Below are 20162 nucleotides of genomic sequence, written 5' to 3' on the forward strand. Positions count from 1 at the left end.
TTAGATCTTGTTATCTTCTTCGCGGATTGTCCGCAGATTGCAGGCGATTTGATTGAGCGTGGCGCTGAAGGAAGCGAGTTCCGCCTCAGGGATGGTGCAGGTGACGCGATGTTGGTATGTCTCTATCACCCGGTTGAGTTCATCCAGCCTTGCGCGGCCTTGCGCGGTCAGCGCCAGCAGGCGGATGCGTTTGTCATAGGGCGATGTGGAGCGCAGCAGATAGCCCTGCTTTTCCAGCTGCGAGAGGGTGCGCATCAGCGGCGGCAGTTCGATGCCCTGCATTTGTGCCAGTTCACTGACTGAGACGTTGTCTCCCAGTTGATACAGTTGCATCAGTACCGTCCAGCTGGACTGCGTCAGGCCAGTATCGGTGATGGCAGCATCAATAATGGCCCGCCACTGGCGCACCACCATTGCCATGCGCATCCCCATCGGGCGGCGGGCAAACAGTTCATCTTCAGTCATCTTACTTTCCTCTCATCGCTGAAGAGAAAATAATACTTATCAGGATAAGTATCAAGAAACGGACTAACCAGAAGCATGAATTGATAAATATCGTGAATATAAAAGAGGAGGGGCGATAATCCCCAGCCTCTGTCGATGAAAGAAAATCACTCCACCTGATCGCGTCGCAGCCCGACGTCCCGCAACCGCTCATCACTCATCTGTTGCAATACGCGCCGCGTTTGCGCTCGCAGCCGCCACGCCTTGTATGCCCGCCAGATCAGTACAAACCCAATAAACGGCTGTTTTGCTTTATTCTCGTGAAATTCCATACCTTGCCTCCCCGCCTTGCCAGAGGCTTTATCTTCACGGATCTGGCCCAAAACAATACAGACTCAAAAAGTACTTTTATTTAACATACAGATTGGTTAAAAAGAGTTCTGCATCGCTTTTTTCACGCCAATCTGTACTGATTTTTTAATCTGTATGGTACCCATGAGGGATACAGCATGACGCGTTACCAACATCTGGCCAATCTGCTGGCCGAACGCATTGAGCAGGGGCTGTATCGCCATGGCGAAAAACTGCCCTCGGTACGCAGCCTGAGCCAGGAGCATGGGGTCAGCATCAGCACCGTCCAGCAGGCGTATCAGACGCTGGAACAGCGCCAGCTGATCACGCCCCAGCCACGTTCCGGTTATTTTGTCGCGCCACAAAAAGCGCAGCCACCCGTGCCACCGATGTCGCGTCCGGTACAGCGTCCGGTCGAAATAACCCAGTGGGATCAGGTGCTGGATATGCTAAAGGGCAACGCGGACAAATCGATAATCCCGTTTAGCAGCGGCGTGCCCGATATTAATCAACCGAGCCTGAAGCCGCTGTGGCGCGAGCTCAGCCGCGTGGCACAACATAATCTGCGCGCGATACTGGGCTACGATGAAATCTCCGGATGCCGTGAACTGCGTCAGCAGATTGCGCGGCTGATGCTGGACGGCGGTTCGGTGGTCAATGCAGACGATATTGTGATCACCAGCGGCAGTCAGAGTGGAATGTCGCTGGCGCTGCTGACGGTCTGCCAGCCCGGAGATATTGTCGCCGTTGAATCACCGGCCTACTACGGCACGATGCAGCTACTGCGCGGCTTAGGGATCAAGGTGATTGAGATCCCAACCGATCCGGATACCGGGATCAGCATTGAAGCGCTGGAGCTGGCGCTGGATCAGTGGCCGATTAAAGGGGTCCTGCTGGTTCCCAACTGCAACAACCCGCTCGGATTCATTATGCCGGATGCGCGTAAACGGGCGGTGCTCGCCCTCGCCCAGCGTCACGACATCGTCATTTTTGAAGACGATGTGTATGGCGAGCTGGCCACAGAGTATCCGCGCCCGCGCACGATCCACTCCTGGGACAGCGACGGCCGCGTAATACTCTGCAGTTCGTTTACCAAATCCGTCGCCCCCGGTCTGCGCGTGGGTTGGGTGGTGCCCGGTCGTTATTACAACAAGCTGCTGCACATGAAGTACGCCGTCATCGGCACTAACGTTCCCGCTACGCAACTGGCGGCGGCGACCTTTGTGCGCGAAGGTCATTATCATCGGCATATCCGGCGTATGCGCCAGATTTATCAGCGCAATATGGAGATCTACACCTGCTGGGTACGGGAATACTTCCCCTGCGAGATCTGCGTCACCCGACCAAAAGGTGGCTTTATGCTGTGGGTCGAGCTGCCGCTCCAGGTTGATATGTTCTGTGTCGCTAAGCAGCTCTGTCGCCTCAAAATCCAGGTTGCACCGGGTTCTCTGTTCTCCGCATCGGGGAAGTATCGCAACTGTGTGCGCATCAACTGCGCATTGCCGCCAAACGATAAGCATCGGGAAGTAATGCAGAAGCTCGGAGAGGCGGTAAAAACGGCAATAGAGTAGATCGAGCTGCCCGGCGCTTCCGGGCAGGCAATTAGGCAGTTTAAGCTATATCTAATGGCTTAAACCCTGAATATCTTCAGCGGAAAGTCGGGTGATTTTTTGTACCGTGCTGATATCGATGCCATCTGCCAGCATGGTGCGGGCAATACGTAGCGCCTCATCACGTCGCCCCTTTATCAGTCCTTCCTGTTTGCCTTCTTGTTTACCTTCCAGCTTGCCTTCAAACCATCCTTTTTGAAATCCTGCCTCATGTAATCTGTCCGCGATCGTCATCAAATGCTCCTTGTGCTGCGGTGAACGTTCGGCAACCCCGCGAATAAACTCACTGAATCGAGGTGCATCGCCAGTTCGTAAAATATAATTAAACAGCGTCTTTATCTGAGTGTCATTAGTCAGTCCGGTAAGTAGCAGGGAAACAATTTGCTCGACCAACCCCATAAGATCGCGTTGACGGATATGTTTTTGGATTAACTCCAGCAACGCCATACGTCGATGCTGCACAATTTCGTCATCCGGAATAACCGTAATATCCACCAGCGGAAACGCCGCAGCATACAGCTGACGAGCCAGCTTCGGGTTGGCAAACTCATCCAGCCAGCACAGCGAATAAGGGTACGGGCTTTTAGCGCCGTGATAAAACAGCATCGGCACCACCAGCGGCAACTGCTGATGCCCGGCATCTAAATGTTTCTGCATGGCCGCTACCGCATAGCGCATCAGTCTGAATGCCATATGCGCATCCGGTGTGCTTTGGTGTTCAATCACTACATAAATATATCCATCCCCATCCGTCGTTTTCACCGACCACAGCACATCGGAATAGTACGCACGTAAATTCTCTTCGATAAAACTGTCTGACTCGAGTTTAAGCGTCTGAAGATCGCAAAGCTCGCGCAGCGAAGCGGGAAGATGTATTTGTAGGAAATCCCGTGCAGTCTCAGGGTGACGTAAAAATGTTTTAAAAACCGCATCATGCGGTGTTGAAGCGGAAGCTTTGTTCATGGCGATCCTTCACCTGAAAATAAGATGCCATGACTGTAGCGCCGGAAAACCACATCCTCACCTGCAACTTTCTCTCTTTGCGAGGCGATTTCCGGGATAACAACGCCCTTATGTAACGTCTACATTTGTCTGGAACACGTCACGCAGAATCGCCATCTCAATGCGCATTCCCACTTTTTCACCTCCCGGCCTGTGCTATAACAAACCATCACTTTCAGGGAGGACACGATGTGACGCATACCCGAGATATTCCACAATCGTTCTGGCGTGATGAGCAGTTGCCGTGGCTGGAACTGCGCAGCACCTGGCAAAGCCAGCAGGCCTATAAGCGGCATCACCACTCTCAGCTCTCGATTGGGGTAATTCTCGAGGGGGAAACGTGCTGTCTGTGCGATGGCGAGGAATACCATCTGCAGGTGGGCGATCTGATTGTGATACCGCCGCTGGCACCTCACAGCTGTAATCCTGTTAACGGACAGTTTCGCAGCTATCATATGCTTTATCTTGATGCCAAGTGGTGTCTTGCTAATCTGCCTGCACAGAACACCAATCAGCGGCTTTGCACGCCTGCTCCCATTATCCGCGATGCGCAATTATTCCAGCGTTATATGCACCTTGTGACGCTCATGCCGCAACGCCAAATCGCACAAATAACGGATGCCGCGCAAACATTGCTTCACTCGCTGCCGTTACAGTCGGTCACACCAGAAAACCTAAGCGCAACCAGCCAGTATCTGCGCGAACGGTTGCAGTCCAGCCTGCTCGCGCCGCCCTCGCTCGATGAGCTGGCACATGAATGTCACATGCGTAAAGAGACGCTGATCCGTACCTTTAAGCAGGACACCGGGCTGACGCCAGGAAGTTATCTGAACATCATACGGATTGACTATGCTCGCCAGCGGCTGCGGGCCGGAGACGAAATTGCCGATGTCGGCTACCAGAGCGGGTTTGCCGACCAGAGCCATTTCCATCGCACCTTTGTTCGCTACACCGCCACCACACCGCGCCAGTACGCGTTGGGACGATCAATATCAGACAATAATTAGCGCTGCGTCAGGCGTACGGTGATCTCAGATTCATTCTCTGAGGTCGCTATGTCGCTGCTTTCTGTACTTTTTCCTTCTGCTTTTCCCGCGCTGGCACTGGCGCATTTCGTCGCATTGCTTAGCCCCGGGCCGGACTTCTTTTTACTGGTCGGTTACGCCGCACGATACCGGATGCGCGGCAGCGCCGGGTTGTGCGTGGGGATCGCTTTCGGCAACGGGCTGTATGTCCTGCTGGCAATTATCGGTTGGGGGATCCTGCGCCAGCTTCCCCTGTTGTTTACGGTTATTGAGCTGCTGGGCGCGCTCTATTTATTGTGGATTGGCAGCCTGCTGGTACGCAGCCGCCCGCAAACGCTGACCGGAACAGACGCCCAGTCTACCTGTCCAGGATTTGGCAAACAGCTACTGCTGGGATTGGGTTCGTCACTGCTCAACCCAAAAAATGCGCTGTTCTATCTGGCACTAATGACCGCCCTGCTCGGCCCGTCGGTGACGCTGCTGCAACAAACCATGAGCGGGATCTGGATGACCAGCATAGTGCTGTGCTGGGATCTGCTGATCGTGATGTTCATCGGTTTACCGCAGATCCAGCGACGGTTATCCAGAGGGATATTATGGGTAGAACGTATCGCTGGCGGTGTATTGATTATCTTCGGTTGTGCCATCGCTCTGCGGTTTTTGCAGAGCATCGTAGTCTGATTTCCAGGGCGATTTTCTGCATATAAACCGGATAAACTCGTTTAATTAATATCCAATCCGCATTACACTGCGGATGGTTATTACCCGTTCAACTTACTCTTCCTGAGGTGCGATGTGCTGATTGTTACCTGTAATCGTTACGTTTTCTGACCCCGCGTCAGTGAGCGTATCTTCTGTTTGCGCTTCGCGCAGACAGCGTTTTTGATTACATGAAATTCAGTACATTTGCAGTCTGCTTTTTTTCTGTCATCGGTCTGACGTCTCAAAGACGGTATTGAATTTCGCTTTTCCCGTTGAGGGTTTTCTCCCGACAAGGAGCTGTTTTATGCAACGGATTCTCGCGTTTTTCTCCCAACGCGCCACAACGCTTTTTTTTCCTGTCGCATTGATTTTATATGACTTCGCCGCCTATCTGTCGACGGACCTAATCCAGCCCGGCATCATTAATGTCGTACGCGATTTCAACGCCGACGTCAGCCTGGCGCCCGCGGCGGTCAGCCTCTATCTGGCTGGTGGTATGGCGCTGCAATGGCTGCTGGGGCCGCTTTCCGATCGGATTGGCCGCCGTCCGGTACTGATTGCGGGAGCGCTAATTTTTACGCTCGCCTGCGCTGCCACATTGTTCACCACCTCGATGACGCAATTTCTGGCCGCCCGTTTTGTGCAAGGCACCAGCATCTGTTTTATCGCCACCGTCGGCTATGTCACGGTGCAGGAGGCATTTGGGCAAACAAAGGCCATCAAGCTAATGGCGGTAATCACCTCTATTGTGCTGGTGGCACCGGTTATCGGCCCGCTCTCCGGAGCAGCGCTAATGCACTTTGTACACTGGAAGATCTTGTTTGCCATTATCGCCGTCATGGGGCTTATCGCACTCATTGGACTCACATTAGCAATGCCAGAAACCGTCCAGCGTGGCGCGGTGCCGTTCAGTGCGCGCAGCGTAGTGCGTGATTTTCGCGACGTTTTCCGCAACCGGGTGTTCCTGTTTGGCGCAGCCACGCTGTCGTTAAGCTATATCCCGATGATGAGCTGGGTGGCGGTCTCACCGGTTATTCTGATCGATGCTGGCGGCATGACCACATCGGAGTTTGCCTGGGCACAGGCCCCGGTATTTGGCGCGGTGATCGTCGCCAATATGGTGGTCGTCCGCTTCGTGAAGGATCCGACCCGGCCACGCTTTATCTGGCGAGCGGTTCCCATTCAGTTGAGCGGGCTGGCGGTATTGATTGCTGGCAATTTACTGTGGCCGCACGTCTGGCTGTGGTCGGTGCTGGGGACCAGCCTGTATGCGTTTGGTATTGGGATGATCTTCCCAACGTTATTCCGCTTTACACTATTTTCCAACAACTTACCGAAGGGTACGGTTTCGGCGTCGTTGAATATGGTGATCCTGACGGTGATGGCGGTTTCTGTCGAAATTGGGCGTTGGTTATGGTTCAACGGCGGCAGGATTTCGTTTCATCTGCTGGCGGTGATGGCTGGTATTGCCGTCGTGTTCACGCTGGCAGGCTTACTAAAGCGCGTACGTCAGCATGAGGCCACCGCATTAGTCACAGAGAGTTAACCTCCTATGAACCGCCCCCATTCGCGAACACTGGTTTTGTGTTTAGCGGTCGGGGGCAATCCATCATAGTGCATCAACTTTTAATCATCTGACGAGAGATAACGGAACTTCCGCATCGGGTTCATGCGTGATCCGATTACGCAGGTCACGACGAATCATTTCAATGACCCAAAACCAGAAAATATGTCCAATAATTTCCGACACATATTCATCAAATGGTAGCTGAGACAAGGGCGGCGAAAGATGAAGGGCGGGAATGAAGATGCCATGAACTGCCACCGTCACGATTAAACCTGCCAGTACCCCCTGCCAAAGTTTAACTTTTGGAAAAATTTCAGCGGCAACGCAATATCCGACTGCAAACACTAATGAAAATATGATGTGCGTGACCATAACCGGATTAATCACATGTTCAGAAAAGGTATAGACCGTTTGCGTGGGGTCAATCCCTAAATAGTCTCGGAGAAAAAGGTACGGAGGATTAAACTCATTTCTTCCCAGGGAAAATGTCCTGGGTGGAAGCGGAACTTCGGCTCCCCACTTAACAAATGCAGAAAGTACGCCAGAAACGATACCGACTAACACGGCAACGCCATAATGGCGGCGTTCCGTCGGTGTCCTTGAGAATAAATCTTTCAGCTTCATAACTCATCATCCCTTATATGCCATAACACTTAAAACCAGTGTCTATGCTACCCAGGAGGGATGCTGAAAATTGTGACAAAGATTACTTTTGATAAAAAATGATCTTAAATGACTACTTGTGAGTTAATTTGATTGTGAATATAGCGTCATCGCGAATGTCGTACAGGCGTTTTATCCGGCCTACTGGGTTACGTAGGCCGGATAAGCATCAGCGCCATCCGGCTACGCTCACCTCACCTTACGCAATGCGTGCAAATCCCGCTTCCAGATCGGCAATCAGGTCGTCGATATCCTCAAGGCCAATATGCACCCTGACCAGCGTGCCGCTGAAATCTACCTCTCCAGCCGGGCGAATGCTGTTCAGCTCTTCCGGCTGGTTCGCCAGAATGAGCGACTCAAATCCGCCCCACGAATAGGCCATATGGAACAGCGAGAAGTTATCGAGGAAATTCGCCATCTGTTCGTCGGTCAGTCTCTTTTTCAGCACAAACGAGAACAGGCCTGAGCTTCCGATAAAATCACGCTGAAAATACTCATGGCCCGGACATTCCGGTAATGCCGGATGATTCACCCGTGCCACTTCCGGCCTTGCCGACAGCCAGCGGGCAATATGGATGCTGCTCTCCTGATGCTGCTTAAGGCGTACCGCCAGGGTGCGCAATCCGCGGCTGCCGTTGTAGGCCGTATCGGCATCCAGCGTTTGCCCCATCAGATAGGAGTTCTCGCGTAAACGATCCCAACAACGGGCGTTCGACACCGCCGTGCCCAGCATGGCGTCCGAATGGCCGATGGTGTACTTCGTTCCCGCCTGAATGGAAATATCCACGCCATAATCCAGCGCTTTGAACAGCACGCCCGCCGCCCAAGTGTTGTCGATCATAATGACAATCTCCGGATTCACCGCGCGGATAGCCTTCACCATCCCCGGCACGTCCTGGACTTCCATGGTGATAGAACTTGGTGACTCAAGGAATACAACCTTTGTTTCCGGACGCAGAAGATCGACGATACCTGCACCAATCAGCGGATCGTAATACGTTGTTTCCACGTTGAATTTACTCAGGATCTTATTGCAAAAATCCTGGGTTGGTTCATAGGCCGCCCCCGTCATCAGAATATGATCGCCCCCCTGAACAAACGCCAGAATCGCATTGGTCACCGCCGCAGCACCACATGGGTACAGCGCGCAGCCAACGCCGCCTTCCAGTTCGCTCATTGCCTTCTGGAAGGCAAAGTGAGTATAGGTTCCGCGACGACCATAAAACAGCTCGCCGTTCGCGCGATTGGCGGTGGCAAATTTCTTGTCCTTCACGGTATCAAATACCAGTGAAGAGGCGCGTTGGATAACCGGATTCACCGCTCCCTGGGTATAGCGTTTGTCGCGACCAGCAACAACCAGGTGCGTTTCAAGCTTCATTGCGTCTTTCATAACATCTCCTGTTCTTAATCCGTGTGAGACCTATACCACCGCAGCAGTAGAGTTTATTTCAGTGTTGGTCTGCTTTTTTCCAGCGAACCGTTCAACAATCTGCGCCGCATTCAAATCATGGATAACGTTAATCAGTGTGGCCGGCGCATCGGTAATGGTGCCCAGCACCACCAGCATCGGGATTGCTTCCATCGGCAGGCCGAGCGTTGTGACGATAAAGATTTCACCCAGGAACGCCCCGCCCGGCACGCCACCAACGATAATGGCGGAGAGCACCGCAATCAGCATCGTCAGGAAGAAGGTTTCGGTGGTGAATTCCATGCCCAACACGGAATAGATAAAGACAATTTTTAGTGCGGCAATCATCGCCACGCCGCCCTTGTTGAGGTTAACCAGCAGCGGAATGGAGACATCAACGATTTCCGGGTTGATCCCCATCGCCTTACCGGCACGCAGCGTCACCGGGAGCGTCCCCAGTGAAGAGCAGGTACCCAGCGCAGTCGCAGACGGTTCAATCGCGTTACGCCAAAAGGCTTTGATCGCCGGAATACCGCCGCCAATATACGAATAGAGAATCGAGCCAAAGACAAAGTAGACCAGCGTGGCAACCATAAACAGGCCGATGGCGCGGGCAAAGGTTAACAGTAGTGCAGAGTCCTGACTGGCCATGGTGGCGGCGAAGTAGCAGCCCAGACCAATCGGCGCGACCTTCATAATGATCGAAACGATCTTCATGATCACGGTATTGGCGTCTTCCAGCAGCGACGCAATACGTTTACCGGCCTGATCCGACTGGCCAATTGCGACACCGGCGATGATCGCCATTACGATCAGCGCCAGAATATTGGACTTAGAAAACAGTCCGATAAAGTCGCTGGTGGTGATCATACTGACAAAATCCATCTTACCGCTGCCCGCCTGTACCGACTGCGAGAGATCGATAGTGACGCCCTGCGCCGGGTTATACCAGAGCGCCAGCGCGACGATCCCGGCGGCTGGAATAAAGGCCATGGCGATCGAAACAATAAAGATAATCGCCATAATGCGTCCCAGCCTTTTCAGGTCGGTCATACTGGCGATCGAAGACATGACGCTGATACCCACCAGCGGCACAATAATCATAAATAGCAGGTTTAAGAATATCTGACCTATTGGCTGGAGTTTACTTGCAAACGATGGGGCATAAATACCTAATAAGCCGCCAATCACCAGAGCAACTAATAAAATAATCGACGATTTGTAGGGTTCGAGTCGTGACCACATAATCGGTACCTTTGGAATAATAATTAATGAGATTAAATTCACAATGTGATGAGTTTCCGTTTCGCCTCCTTTTATTTTGTGACGTAACTCACCTAAGTTGTTATTTTTTCATTTTGCCAGCAAGTTGTTTCCTGTGATTCAATAGTTGCATGTTTAAAACGCGAATGTAACGGCCTATTCGTACCGTTTTTGCAAATCACTTGTGAATTAAAGGAAACTATGAGTACGCCGATTTCACTCAAGCATCTGGAGTTTTTTACTAAAATCGTCGACTGCGGAGGATTGTCAGAAGCCGCGGCGCAGCTCAACGTATCGCCGTCTGCGGTCAGCAAAAGTCTGGCTGCGATGGAAGACACGCTGGGCACGACATTAATTAAACGCACCACCCGCAGTATTACCCTGACCGACGCCGGGCAATATCTCTTCAACCGCGCTAATAAGCTTTTGAAAGAATTCGATGAAACGCTGAATACCACTTCCGGTTATTACCACAGCCCGCAGGGTGAATTACGCATAACCTGCTCAATTGCGTTTGGTTATTCCCGGCTGGTGAACCTGGTGGATAAATATCGCTCCCAGTTCCCGGATGTGAATCTGTATATCGATCTCAACGATAACTTTGTGAATCTGAACGAAACAGATTTCGACATCGCCCTGCGCATCTCCACCGCACCGCCGCAAAACTATGCGATGCGCAAGCTGGTGCCTGTTCGCTGGGCGTACTGTGCTTCACCCGGCTACCTCGCCAAAAAAGGCATGCCCCAGCGTCGAAGCGATCTGGTGGATCATGATTGTCTGGTTTATCCCGGCCTCACACCGGTGCTCAAGGTGGCGGATGAACAGGATCGTCTGCATCAGTTGAAACTGCATATGCCGATCCAGGCCAACAGCAGTCTGGTATTGCTGAAGTCAGTGTTAGAAGATCAGGGAGTGGCGTATTTGCCCACCTATCTGATTGGCGATCATATTCAAAAAGAAGAGATAACGCCGCTGATGCTCGACGGCACTATCACCTGTGAAACTCACGCCCTGTATGCGCTGTACTTTCCCAGCAAGTACAGCAATCCGAAGGTGCGATCGTTTATCGATTTTCTGGTGGCGGAACTCGGCCCCTTGCCCGCCTGGGACAACTGGATCCCGGAGTAAGCCCAGCCCACCTGAAAATGGGAGGCGCTCCACATTTTTTGCACGATCCCCCCGTCTGGCTCTATCCTTAAGCCTATGAATAAAATTGCTGAACTCAAACGCGCCAAGCGACTGGCGCTCTCATTGCTGCTGATTGCCGCTGCCACCTTCGTCATCACGCTTTTTCTGCCGCCTAATTTCTGGGTACTGGGGATCAAAGCGATCGCCGAAGCGGCGATGGTGGGCGCGCTGGCGGACTGGTTTGCCGTGGTGGCGCTTTTTCGCCGGGTGCCGATCCCGTTTATCTCGCAGCACACGGCGATTATCCCGCGCAATAAGGATCGGATCGGCGAAAACCTCGGTCAGTTTGTGCAGGAAAAATTTCTCGATACCCAGTCGCTGGTCGCGCTGATCCGCCGCCATGAACCGGCGCTGTTGATCGGCAACTGGTTCAGCCAGCCGGAAAACGCCCAGCGTATTGGCCAGCATCTGCTGCAGATCATGAGTGGTTTTCTCGAACTGACCGACGACTCGCGCATTCAACGGCTGATCAAGCGGGCGGTGCACAAGGCCATCGACAAGGTCGATCTCTCCGGTACCAGCGCGCTAATGCTGGAAAGCATGACCAAAAACAATCGCCATCAGGTGCTGCTCGACACGCTGATCGCCCAACTGATCGCCCTGCTCCAGCGCGACAGCTCGCGAGCGTTTATCGCCAGACAGGTCGTGCACTGGCTGGAAACCGAGCATCCGCTGAAAGCGAAGATCCTGCCAACCGAATGGCTGGGCGAGCACAGCGCCGAGCTGGTGTCTGATGCCGTTAACTCCTTGCTGGATGACATCAGCCACGATCGCGCACATCAGATCCGCCATGCCTTCGATCGCGCCACGTTTAAGCTCATCGATAAGCTCAAACACGATCCGGAAATGGCCGTGCGGGCCGAAAGCCTGAAAAGCTATCTGAAGGAAGATGAAGCCTTCAACCGTTATCTTGGCGAGCTGTGGGCAGACCTGCGTCAGTGGGTGAAAACCGACATTAACGCCGATGATTCCCGCGTGAAGCAGCGCATCGCCAGCGCCGGGCAGTGGTTCGGCGAAACGCTGGTAGCCGACAGCGCCCTGCGCGCCTCACTGAATGGGCATCTGGAGCAGGCCGCACATAAAGTAGCGCCAGAGTTCGCCACCTTCCTGACGCGCCACATTAGCGACACGGTGAAAAGCTGGGATGCACGCGATATGTCGCAGCAAATCGAGCTGAACATCGGTAAAGATTTGCAGTTTATCCGCGTCAACGGCACGCTGGTTGGCGGTTCTATTGGGCTGGTGTTATATCTGTTGTCGCAAATTCCTTCCCTGCTGACGCTTGCGAATTTTTAAGGAGAAAAATTCAATGACGATGAACATCCGCATTTTTTCCCTGCGCGAAACACCGGAAAAACTGCACGAGGTCACCGCTTACTTTCAGCAACAATGGGCCTCAGAAGACTCCATGAGAGTTTACGAGGATGCACTGCATCGTTGTATTGGCGCAAAGAACCCGCTACCGCAGTGGTACTGGCTGCAGGACGGCGACAGCATTGTTGGCTGCGCCGGATTGATCACCAATGATTTTATCAGTCGCGGCGAACTGTGGCCGTGGCTATGCGCACTCTATATCGATCCTCGCTATCGTGGTCACGGTCTGGCGTTTCGCCTGATTGAACATATTGCGCAGCAGGCCAGACAGTTAGGCTTTATGCGGCTTCATTTGTGTACTGACCTGGAAGGCTTATACGAGAAAGCGGGATTTTACTTTGACGGGGCGGGCTATCATCCGTGGGGGGAAGTCTCACGGGTCTACAGCCGTAATCTGTAAGCGCGCAATTGTTGTACATCAATAAAGCTAGATAAATTGCAGGGTTATAATGCGACGTCTTTTTACTGTCTCCCGTGTTACGGGGAAGGAAAATCATGTCGCTAATCACCGATTTACCCGCCATTTTTAATCAATTCTCCGACGCCCGTCAGAAAGGTTTTCTCACCGTAATGGATCTTAAAGAGCAGGGTATCCCGCTCGTTGGAACCTATTGCACCTTTATGCCACAGGAGATAGCGATGGCGGCAGGTGCGGTCGTCGTTTCGCTATGCTCAACCTCTGATGAAACCATTGAAGAGGCCGAAAAAGATCTGCCACGTAACCTGTGTCCGCTGATCAAAAGCAGCTACGGGTTTGGTAAAACGGATAAATGTCCGTACTTCTACTTCTCTGACCTGGTGGTGGGCGAAACGACCTGCGATGGTAAAAAGAAGATGTACGAGTACATGGCTGAATTTAAAGCGGTACATGTGATGCAACTGCCCAACAGCACCAGTGATGCGGCTTCACGGGCGCTGTGGAAAGCCGAGATCCTGCGTTTGCAGCAGGTTATCGAAGCCCGTTTTGGCACCCCGATTACCGAAACTGCGCTACGTGAAGCTGTTATTCTAAAAAACCAGGAACGTCGTGCACTGGCAAACTTCTACCGCGTTGGTCAGCTCAACCCACCCGCACTCAGCGGCAGTGACATTCTGAAAGTCGTCTACGGTGCAACCTTCCGCTTTGATAAAGCAGCACTGATCGACGAGCTTAATAGCATGGCCGAGCGGGTACATCAGGAATGGCAGGCCGGGAAACGTCTGGCGTCGCGTCCACGCATACTGATAACCGGCTGCCCCATCGGCGGCGCGGCAGAAAAAGTGGTTCGTGCCATTGAAGAAAACGGCGGTTGGGTGGTGGGCTATGAAAACTGCACCGGGGCGAAAGCCACTGAACAGTGCGTGGAGGAAACTGGCGACGTCTACGACGCGCTGACCGATAAATACCTCGCCATCGGCTGCTCATGTATTTCCCCTAACGATCAACGTCTGAAAATGCTCAGCCAAATGGTTGAAGAGTACCAGGCTGACGGCGTCGTCGATGTCATTTTACAGGCTTGCCACACTTACGCCGTTGAATCACTCGCCATCAAACGCCACGTCCGCCAACAGCACAACATTCCCTACATCGCCATTGAAACTGACTACTCCAGCGCGGATATCGGCCAGCTTAGCACTCGTGTCGCCGCGTTCATTGAAATGTTGTGAGGAACAGGGATGACATACTCAATAGGGATAGATTCCGGCTCCACAGCGACTAAAGGTATTTTGCTGGAAAGTAACGTCATCAGACGTCGCTTTCTCTGCCCAACACCTTTTCGCCCTGCCGAAGCAATCGCGCAGGCATGGGAAACACTGCAGGCGGGGCTGGACGTTAGACCATTTTTAACCCTCACTGGCTACGGACGGCAGCTCGTGGATTATGCTGACAAACAGGTCACTGAAATTTCCTGCCACGGACTGGGGGCACGCTTGCTGGCTCCCGGTACCCGCACAGTGATTGATATCGGCGGTCAGGACAGTAAAGTCATCCAGCTAGATGATGATGGTAACCTCAGCGATTTCTTGATGAACGACAAATGTGCGGCTGGGACCGGACGATTTCTGGAAGTCATCTCACGCACGCTCGGCGCCAGCGTAGAGCAGTTAGATGCGATTACCGCTGGCGTCGAACCACATGCCATCACCAGCATGTGCACGGTTTTTGCCGAGTCAGAGGTTATCAGCCTGCGCTCTGCGGGTGTCGCGCCGGAGACCATTTTAGCGGGTGTGATCAACGCGATGGCCCGACGCAGCGCGAATTTCATCGGACGGCTTTCAGGGCAGGCTCCACTGTTATTTACCGGGGGAGTAAGCCACTGTCACGCCTTTGCTCGTATGCTTGAAGGCCACATTGGCATTCCCGTACACACGCATCCCGACGCGCAGTTTGCTGGGGCGATTGGGGCCGCGTTAATTGGTCAGCGTCAGGGGAAACGTGAGTGAAGGAAACACTGTTCTTGTTTCATACTACCCTCGGCGTCATCAAAACGCGTAAAGCGCTACAGGCTGCGGGTATGTGCTTTCGGGTGGCAGATATTCCCCGCGAGCTACGCGGTGGCTGCGGGCTGTGCATTTACATCGACTGTGTTGCTGGCAAGGAGGATGAGTGGATAATTCCGGGTCATACCAAATCTATCTACCATCTTGAAAACGGAGACTGGCGCTGCCTTGCCACTTTTCCTCCTTCCTGAACGTGCCAGGGGACTTATTTTTATTTTACTTTTCATTATCATTTACACATGTAATATAACAATTATCAGCTAACAGCGCGAAATGAGAGTCCGTATGTCCCAGGGAAGCCCAGATTCAAATCGTCATGCCATCAGCGTCGCGCTTTTTGGCATGCTGGTCTTAACACTGGGTATGGGAATTGGGCGCTTTCTGTATACACCAATGCTGCCGGTACTGCTGTCGGAAGGTCAATTTACATTTGACCAACTCTCCTGGATTGCCAGCGCCAACTACGCCGGGTATCTGGCGGGAAGCCTGCTCTTCTCCTTCGGGCTCTTCCATCTTCCCTCACGCTTACGCCCGATGCTGCTAACGTCCGCGCTCGCTACCGCAGGGCTGATTCTGGCGATGGCAAGCTTAACGCAGCCCGCGCTGGTGATGCTGATCCGCTTTCTGGCGGGCGTCGCCAGTGCAGGTATGATGATCTTTGGCTCAATGATCGTTCTGCATCATACCCGGCATCCCTTCGTGATCGCGGCATTGTTCTCCGGCGTTGGCGCAGGCATTTTGCTGGGCAATGAATATGTTATTAGCGGTCTGCATTTTGCGCTTTCATCGCACACGCTCTGGCTGGGCGCAGCGGCAGCCTCGGCTCTGTTCTTTGTGCTACTGGTTATACTCCTGCCATCTCGCAACCACGTGCTCCCCGCTGCGGCCCCGGTAAAAACAGAGCATCAGCCTATGTCCTGGTGGCTGCTGGCTCTACTGTACGGGCTGGCCGGATTTGGCTACATCATTGTCGCCACCTACCTGCCGCTAATGGCGAAAAGTGCCGGTTCTCCGCTGTTGACTGCCCATCTCTGGTCGCTGGTCGGCATATCGATAATTCCGGGGTGTTTCGCCTGGCTGTGGGCCGCCCGACGCTGGGGAGTATTGCAATGCCTGACGGCGAATTTGCTGATTCAAAGCGCCTGCGTGGTCATGACGCTCGCCAGCGGCTCCTTGCCGCTGCTGGTGATAAGCAGCATGGGGTTTGGCGCAACGTTTATGGGAACTACTTCACTGGTGATGCCGCTTGCCCGTCAACTAAGCGTGCCGCGCAATATTAATCTGCTGGGCCTGGTCACTCTGACTTACGGCATTGGACAAATACTTGGTCCGCTATTAACCAGCCTGCTGGGAAGCGGCGCACAGGCAATCGTTAACGCCACGGTGTGCGGCGCGGTCGCGTTGTTTATTGCGGCGCTTATCAGCCTCACGCAATTATACAAACAGCGTTTCGCCTCGCCCAAAAGGGTATAATCGGCTAATATCTAAAGAAGATATATTCGGATTAGTCCGCAATTAAATGTCAGCATTTAATAAACCGCAAATAATCGGCAATTACCCGTCAGACAATTTATAATTCCCGGCTGTTCATTTATAAACTCAATTTAAAATGCGTAAAAATGGACATATTAATTCAACATCAACACCATCTTCGGGAAAGGCACATGTCGTGGTTTAAAAAAATACTACTGGGGTTAATTATTTTGGCGGGTTTAATTGGTACGCTAAAGAATTATAAAGACTTTGGCCTGTTTGGCGCACTGGGATTGTTTATTATCTTCCTGTTATCAACAACATTCTTATGGCAATGGGCCTCTGGCAAGTTACCGGAGATAACAAAGTTACATGCCATACTTATTTTACTGGCCAGCGCGGTAGCCTCTATTTTTGTTATCAATATGGCAATTGCCGGAAATTTGCATGTGGATTTAATGGAAGTCATGCGCGTTACCATTACCCATAATCCGCTTTTTTATCTGATCCTCTGCGTGGTCGCATGGGTAAAAGTGGGCATCTGGCAATGGCTGTTTAGCGGTGTACAGATGAAAGAAAGCCAGCCGGTTTAAACTCCAACAGATGTAAAAAAGGCGTCTTAACCAAGACGCCTTTTTCGTACTAGTATAACTACTTAGAACTGATAGGTCAGACCCGCAACAACCTGATTGTCGCCGTCTTTGCCATCGAGCAGGTTAATTTTGTAACCCACATCAGCAACCATGTTTTTGTTGAAGTAGTAGTCTGTGCCCAGCGCAACGTATTCGGTCAGATCAGTGTTGTTGTTGTCACGTGCATGAACGTATGCCACGTTCGGACGCAGACCAAAATCAAACACATAGGCCGCCATCGCTTCAAAGTGCTGCGCTTTGTCCGCATCCTGAATCAGGTTGTGGGATTCGCCGTACATGGTCGCAACGTAGATAGCGTTTGCATCATATTTCAGGCCAGCACCCCAGAATTCTGCGTTTTCGCCATCCCAACCATTTTGTTTCTGCTGAGCAGTCACAGAACTGTTGGTGTAGGCTGCAATGGCAGATACGCCGGAATCAGCGATATTGTCGTAGCCCAGGGAGAAGCCGTAGCCATTGCCGTGCTGTTTCGTCGGATCCTTATCGGAATCATCCTGACCCTGATATTGCGCGCCCAGGCTCAAGCCATCAACGGCACCAAACAGATTTTTGGTGCGGAGTGTTGCAACGCCAGAAGTGCGTGTAGTAAGGAAGCGGTCAGTATTTTCATAGGAGTCACCGCCGAACTCTGAAAGAGTGTCAGTGTAAGCTCCCACGTCGTAAGCGATACCGTAGTTACGACCGTAGTCAAAGCTAACGTCATGGCCATAATCCAGACCAGCAAACGCCAGACGTGTATTAACACCATTCTGAGAACCTTCTGCTTTAGCGGCATCAAACTGACTTTCAAACTGACCATAGCCAGTCAGTTGATCGTTGATTTGAGTCTCACCGCGAAAACCCAGACGTGCGTAGGTGCCGTCAGCATCGGTGCCGTCAGTCCAGGAGTGGACCGCTTTGACTTTGCCGTACAGATCCAGTTTGTTGCCATCTTTATTATAAATTTCCGCTGCATGAACGGAGGTTACCCCTAATGCCATTACAGCTAATGCCACTACTGACTTTTTCATGTTATTACTCACTTTTAATTGTGAATTTTGCTATCAACTTTGTTATGAAGGCGGAATGCCCACATAAAAAAGTCCCCTCCAGATAAGGGGAAACACCAATAACACACCGAAAAAATATACCAATAAAGGCAATAATGAAGTGGCAAGACCTATTTCAATTTTGGGTTTTAAAGAAAACCCGAACAGAGAGTAATTACTTAGATTCTTCGCTTGTGCTCTCATTAATAGAGCGATGCAACATTAATGCCTCGGCAATAATGTCTTGTTTACTTTTACGGGTTTCAAATGCCAGCGTCCGAACATATTCCCATAGAGAAGTATCGACACGGGCACTTAATAGAACCATATCTTTTGATCGGGTTCCCCTGGCTTTTCGGATATCAGGGTAATCTCGAGAGGGCATCGTCATCATCTCCTGAACGCAATAAGACGCTTATGGCGATGAAATATGCAGTCAGTATAAAAACATGTCAACGGTAAAAAACATTCACAATCGTAATAAAACTGTTAATAAATAGCAGAAAAATGGAACGATATTTCAAGTGAAAGATAACTTGTTTATAGAATAATGTGTAATTTTAACTTTACATATATTCGTTTTTATTCATTTGATTAAAAAAGCATGAATCATTCACATGGATAATGATGTACAGTCAAAACATCATTGCAGCCAATAGGTTACATGTCGTTATTAATGTCTACTTTTACGCAAACCACGTGTTTTTATGCGCTGTTATGCCAGGCGGCCCTGCCCTAACCACAGCGGAAATTACTTTGATTCTCACTTAATACAGACCAGTTTTGTCTAAAAATACGCACGAAAAGGTAAAAATAAGGTAAATAGCGCATTTTTTCGCAAGCAAAAATAAGTTGTTTTTAATTGATGAAAATCAATTTACATCACACAGGGGTAGCGAAAAAAATGATCATTGAAGACTATGGAAACCATTTTTTACATGAGGTTTAAGACGTGAAAAGAAAGGTTGCTATGCAATGCCGAGCGGGCCGGAACAGCCCGCCTGGGAGAGGTGGTAAAATCAAGCGTTAACTTTATCCAGCGGCCAGGAGTCAAACAGATAGCCATCGAAGTCGATGTCATCAACATTTGAAAACTCCAGCAGGCGCTGTTTGACGTTTTCCAGATGCTGCCACATCGCCAGCTTGGCCGCGCGGGCATCCTTTTTGATTAACGCCGCCAGGATCTGTTTGTGGTCACCCATCCACTCTTTACGATAGTGGGTATCATCGAGATGGCTATGAAGCTGGATCCACATAGGGTTGTTCTCGCGCCACTGCCATGACTGGCGGAACAGCTCCACCAGCATGCTGTTATGCGTGGCCTCGGCGATAGCGAGATGGAACTGCATATCACCGCTTTCAGAACCGTTCGGTTCGCTGGAGGCCAGTTCCCGCTCTTCCAGCTGCAACGCCTGGCGCATTTTGACGATATCTTCGCGGGTGGCCTGCAGCGCGGCAAATTCGGCGATGTTGCTTTCCAGCAGCTGTCGCGCCTGGAGCAGCTCAAACGGGCCTGCATCATTGCAATGATTCACATCCGAGCTGTCGATAGTCTGAGCTTCTGCATTGTCGAGTACGTAGATCCCGGCGCCACGACGCACGTCCACCAGACCTTTAATTTCCAGCATGATTAACGCTTCGCGCACCACTGTGCGAGTGACATTGAGTCTCTCGGCAATTTCACGCTCCGGCGGCAAGCGCTCACCAGGCTGGTACGGCGTCTGGACAATCAGATCGCGGATCATTGCACCCACTTCCTGGTAGGGTCTTTGCTGAGAAGTGTTTGATTTCATCGTGTTATGTCCGTCAGATGCGTCAATTCAGAATCCGGAGGCTGGATGACTGCGCACACCTTATCCGGCCTACCAATAACGTTTTTTCGCCTGAACTATAGCATTTGCGGGAAGCCAAAAACAGAAAACGGGTCAAC

General features: G+C 51.7%; 20 protein-coding genes. 12 read left to right on the forward strand and 8 right to left on the reverse strand.

Annotated elements, in window-relative coordinates:
- Positions 1-465 carry a MarR family winged helix-turn-helix transcriptional regulator gene (locus OGY08_RS09485; protein WP_008786106.1) on the reverse strand — a complete coding sequence of 155 codons (465 nt, stop codon included), beginning with the start codon at positions 463-465 and terminating at the stop codon, positions 1-3.
- Between the two features lie 146 nt (positions 466-611).
- Positions 612-776: a DUF1127 domain-containing protein gene (locus OGY08_RS09490; protein ID WP_008786105.1), complete on the reverse strand. Its 165-nt coding sequence runs from the start codon at positions 774-776 to the stop codon at positions 612-614.
- A gap of 177 nt (positions 777-953) precedes the next feature.
- On the opposite strand from OGY08_RS09490, the gene OGY08_RS09495 reads away from it, so the two are divergent.
- A complete protein-coding gene (locus tag OGY08_RS09495) occupies positions 954-2366 on the forward strand; it encodes an aminotransferase-like domain-containing protein (RefSeq protein WP_286565868.1) in 1413 nt (470 codons plus the stop codon).
- Between the two features lie 51 nt (positions 2367-2417).
- Here OGY08_RS09495 and OGY08_RS09500 read toward each other — a convergent pair whose 3' ends face one another.
- Complete coding sequence (locus tag OGY08_RS09500) at positions 2418-3368, reverse strand: Rpn family recombination-promoting nuclease/putative transposase (RefSeq protein WP_125363509.1); 951 nt, start codon at positions 3366-3368, stop codon at positions 2418-2420.
- A gap of 230 nt (positions 3369-3598) precedes the next feature.
- Here OGY08_RS09500 and OGY08_RS09505 point away from each other — a divergent pair, with 230 nt between their 5' ends.
- The 3 genes from OGY08_RS09505 to mdtM all read left to right on the forward strand — a co-directional run bounded on the left by OGY08_RS09505 (position 3599) and on the right by mdtM (position 6680).
- Positions 3599-4414, forward strand: coding sequence for a helix-turn-helix transcriptional regulator (locus OGY08_RS09505; protein ID WP_125363510.1), 816 nt, complete (start codon positions 3599-3601; stop codon positions 4412-4414).
- Between the two features lie 48 nt (positions 4415-4462).
- The gene (locus OGY08_RS09510; RefSeq protein WP_125363519.1) at positions 4463-5113 is read left to right on the forward strand and encodes a LysE family translocator; all 651 of its coding nucleotides are present in this window, start codon (positions 4463-4465) and stop codon (positions 5111-5113) included.
- A 325-nt stretch (positions 5114-5438) separates the two neighbouring features.
- A complete protein-coding gene (mdtM, locus tag OGY08_RS09515) occupies positions 5439-6680 on the forward strand; it encodes a multidrug efflux MFS transporter MdtM (protein ID WP_125363511.1) in 1242 nt (413 codons plus the stop codon).
- Positions 6681-6764: 84 nt separating this feature from the next.
- Here mdtM and OGY08_RS09520 read toward each other — a convergent pair whose 3' ends face one another.
- The 3 genes from OGY08_RS09520 to OGY08_RS09530 all read right to left on the reverse strand — a co-directional run bounded on the left by OGY08_RS09520 (position 6765) and on the right by OGY08_RS09530 (position 10017).
- The gene (locus OGY08_RS09520) at positions 6765-7325 is read right to left on the reverse strand and encodes a YagU family protein (protein WP_079934429.1); all 561 of its coding nucleotides are present in this window, start codon (positions 7323-7325) and stop codon (positions 6765-6767) included.
- 238 nt (positions 7326-7563) lie between these two features.
- Positions 7564-8754, reverse strand: coding sequence for a cystathionine beta-lyase (gene metC / locus OGY08_RS09525; RefSeq protein ID WP_008786099.1), 1191 nt, complete (start codon positions 8752-8754; stop codon positions 7564-7566).
- 30 nt (positions 8755-8784) lie between these two features.
- Positions 8785-10017 carry a dicarboxylate/amino acid:cation symporter gene (locus OGY08_RS09530; protein ID WP_125363512.1) on the reverse strand — a complete coding sequence of 411 codons (1233 nt, stop codon included), beginning with the start codon at positions 10015-10017 and terminating at the stop codon, positions 8785-8787.
- Between the two features lie 219 nt (positions 10018-10236).
- On the opposite strand from OGY08_RS09530, the gene OGY08_RS09535 reads away from it, so the two are divergent.
- The 8 genes from OGY08_RS09535 (at position 10237) to OGY08_RS09570 (ending at position 17144) form a co-directional block, all read left to right on the forward strand.
- The gene (locus tag OGY08_RS09535; RefSeq protein ID WP_003845596.1) at positions 10237-11163 is read left to right on the forward strand and encodes a LysR family transcriptional regulator; all 927 of its coding nucleotides are present in this window, start codon (positions 10237-10239) and stop codon (positions 11161-11163) included.
- Positions 11164-11238: 75 nt separating this feature from the next.
- Positions 11239-12519 carry a DUF445 domain-containing protein gene (locus OGY08_RS09540; protein ID WP_003830070.1) on the forward strand — a complete coding sequence of 427 codons (1281 nt, stop codon included), beginning with the start codon at positions 11239-11241 and terminating at the stop codon, positions 12517-12519.
- A gap of 13 nt (positions 12520-12532) precedes the next feature.
- Entirely contained in the window at positions 12533-12997 is a 465-nt protein-coding gene (locus OGY08_RS09545; RefSeq protein WP_032942291.1) for a GNAT family N-acetyltransferase, read from the forward strand.
- Positions 12998-13092: 95 nt separating this feature from the next.
- Complete coding sequence (locus OGY08_RS09550; protein WP_057067056.1) at positions 13093-14244, forward strand: double-cubane-cluster-containing anaerobic reductase; 1152 nt, start codon at positions 13093-13095, stop codon at positions 14242-14244.
- A gap of 9 nt (positions 14245-14253) precedes the next feature.
- Positions 14254-15021 (forward strand): putative 2-hydroxyacyl-CoA dehydratase activator YjiL, encoded by a 768-nt coding sequence (gene yjiL, locus OGY08_RS09555; RefSeq protein WP_008786095.1) that lies wholly within the window; start codon positions 14254-14256, stop codon positions 15019-15021.
- A complete protein-coding gene (locus OGY08_RS09560; RefSeq protein ID WP_048236199.1) occupies positions 15018-15269 on the forward strand; it encodes a putative Se/S carrier protein in 252 nt (83 codons plus the stop codon). The genes yjiL and OGY08_RS09560 overlap by 4 nt, the downstream gene beginning before the upstream one ends.
- 94 nt (positions 15270-15363) lie before the next feature.
- Positions 15364-16551, forward strand: a complete 1188-nt coding sequence (locus tag OGY08_RS09565; protein ID WP_048215022.1) for an MFS transporter — start codon at positions 15364-15366, stop codon at positions 16549-16551.
- Positions 16552-16742: 191 nt separating this feature from the next.
- Positions 16743-17144 carry a hypothetical protein gene (locus OGY08_RS09570; protein ID WP_125363514.1) on the forward strand — a complete coding sequence of 134 codons (402 nt, stop codon included), beginning with the start codon at positions 16743-16745 and terminating at the stop codon, positions 17142-17144.
- 62 nt (positions 17145-17206) lie between these two features.
- On the opposite strand, the gene OGY08_RS09575 is transcribed toward OGY08_RS09570, so the two are convergent.
- Together OGY08_RS09575 and uxuR are read right to left on the reverse strand one after the other, a co-directional pair.
- Positions 17207-18214 carry a porin gene (locus OGY08_RS09575; protein ID WP_111466172.1) on the reverse strand — a complete coding sequence of 336 codons (1008 nt, stop codon included), beginning with the start codon at positions 18212-18214 and terminating at the stop codon, positions 17207-17209.
- Between the two features lie 1037 nt (positions 18215-19251).
- Positions 19252-20025, reverse strand: a complete 774-nt coding sequence (gene uxuR / locus OGY08_RS09580) for a Uxu operon transcriptional regulator (protein ID WP_008786090.1) — start codon at positions 20023-20025, stop codon at positions 19252-19254.
- Positions 20026-20162: the final 137 nt, after the last annotated feature.

The organism is Citrobacter sp. Cpo069, from assembly GCF_030332785.1.
In the GTDB taxonomy this organism is placed as follows: domain Bacteria; phylum Pseudomonadota; class Gammaproteobacteria; order Enterobacterales; family Enterobacteriaceae; genus Citrobacter; species Citrobacter portucalensis.

What these genes read in the sequence shown, in the direction of transcription:
- OGY08_RS09565 (WP_048215022.1), top strand. Translation starts at nt 15,364, where the DNA reads ATGTCCCAGGGAAGCCCAGATTCAAATCGTCATGCCATCAGCGTCGCG.
- yjiL (WP_008786095.1), top strand. Translation starts at nt 14,254, where the DNA reads ATGACATACTCAATAGGGATAGATTCCGGCTCCACAGCGACTAAAGGT.
- OGY08_RS09540 (WP_003830070.1), top strand. Translation starts at nt 11,239, where the DNA reads ATGAATAAAATTGCTGAACTCAAACGCGCCAAGCGACTGGCGCTCTCA.
- OGY08_RS09530 (WP_125363512.1), bottom strand. Translation starts at nt 10,017, where the DNA reads ATGTGGTCACGACTCGAACCCTACAAATCGTCGATTATTTTATTAGTT.
- OGY08_RS09535 (WP_003845596.1), top strand. Translation starts at nt 10,237, where the DNA reads ATGAGTACGCCGATTTCACTCAAGCATCTGGAGTTTTTTACTAAAATC.
- OGY08_RS09570 (WP_125363514.1), top strand. Translation starts at nt 16,743, where the DNA reads ATGTCGTGGTTTAAAAAAATACTACTGGGGTTAATTATTTTGGCGGGT.
- OGY08_RS09545 (WP_032942291.1), top strand. Translation starts at nt 12,533, where the DNA reads ATGACGATGAACATCCGCATTTTTTCCCTGCGCGAAACACCGGAAAAA.
- OGY08_RS09575 (WP_111466172.1), bottom strand. Translation starts at nt 18,214, where the DNA reads ATGAAAAAGTCAGTAGTGGCATTAGCTGTAATGGCATTAGGGGTAACC.
- OGY08_RS09495 (WP_286565868.1), top strand. Translation starts at nt 954, where the DNA reads ATGACGCGTTACCAACATCTGGCCAATCTGCTGGCCGAACGCATTGAG.
- OGY08_RS09485 (WP_008786106.1), bottom strand. Translation starts at nt 465, where the DNA reads ATGACTGAAGATGAACTGTTTGCCCGCCGCCCGATGGGGATGCGCATG.
- OGY08_RS09510 (WP_125363519.1), top strand. Translation starts at nt 4,463, where the DNA reads ATGTCGCTGCTTTCTGTACTTTTTCCTTCTGCTTTTCCCGCGCTGGCA.
- OGY08_RS09550 (WP_057067056.1), top strand. Translation starts at nt 13,093, where the DNA reads ATGTCGCTAATCACCGATTTACCCGCCATTTTTAATCAATTCTCCGAC.
- uxuR (WP_008786090.1), bottom strand. Translation starts at nt 20,025, where the DNA reads ATGAAATCAAACACTTCTCAGCAAAGACCCTACCAGGAAGTGGGTGCA.
- mdtM (WP_125363511.1), top strand. Translation starts at nt 5,439, where the DNA reads ATGCAACGGATTCTCGCGTTTTTCTCCCAACGCGCCACAACGCTTTTT.
- OGY08_RS09520 (WP_079934429.1), bottom strand. Translation starts at nt 7,325, where the DNA reads ATGAAGCTGAAAGATTTATTCTCAAGGACACCGACGGAACGCCGCCAT.
- OGY08_RS09490 (WP_008786105.1), bottom strand. Translation starts at nt 776, where the DNA reads ATGGAATTTCACGAGAATAAAGCAAAACAGCCGTTTATTGGGTTTGTA.
- OGY08_RS09500 (WP_125363509.1), bottom strand. Translation starts at nt 3,368, where the DNA reads ATGAACAAAGCTTCCGCTTCAACACCGCATGATGCGGTTTTTAAAACA.
- metC (WP_008786099.1), bottom strand. Translation starts at nt 8,754, where the DNA reads ATGAAAGACGCAATGAAGCTTGAAACGCACCTGGTTGTTGCTGGTCGC.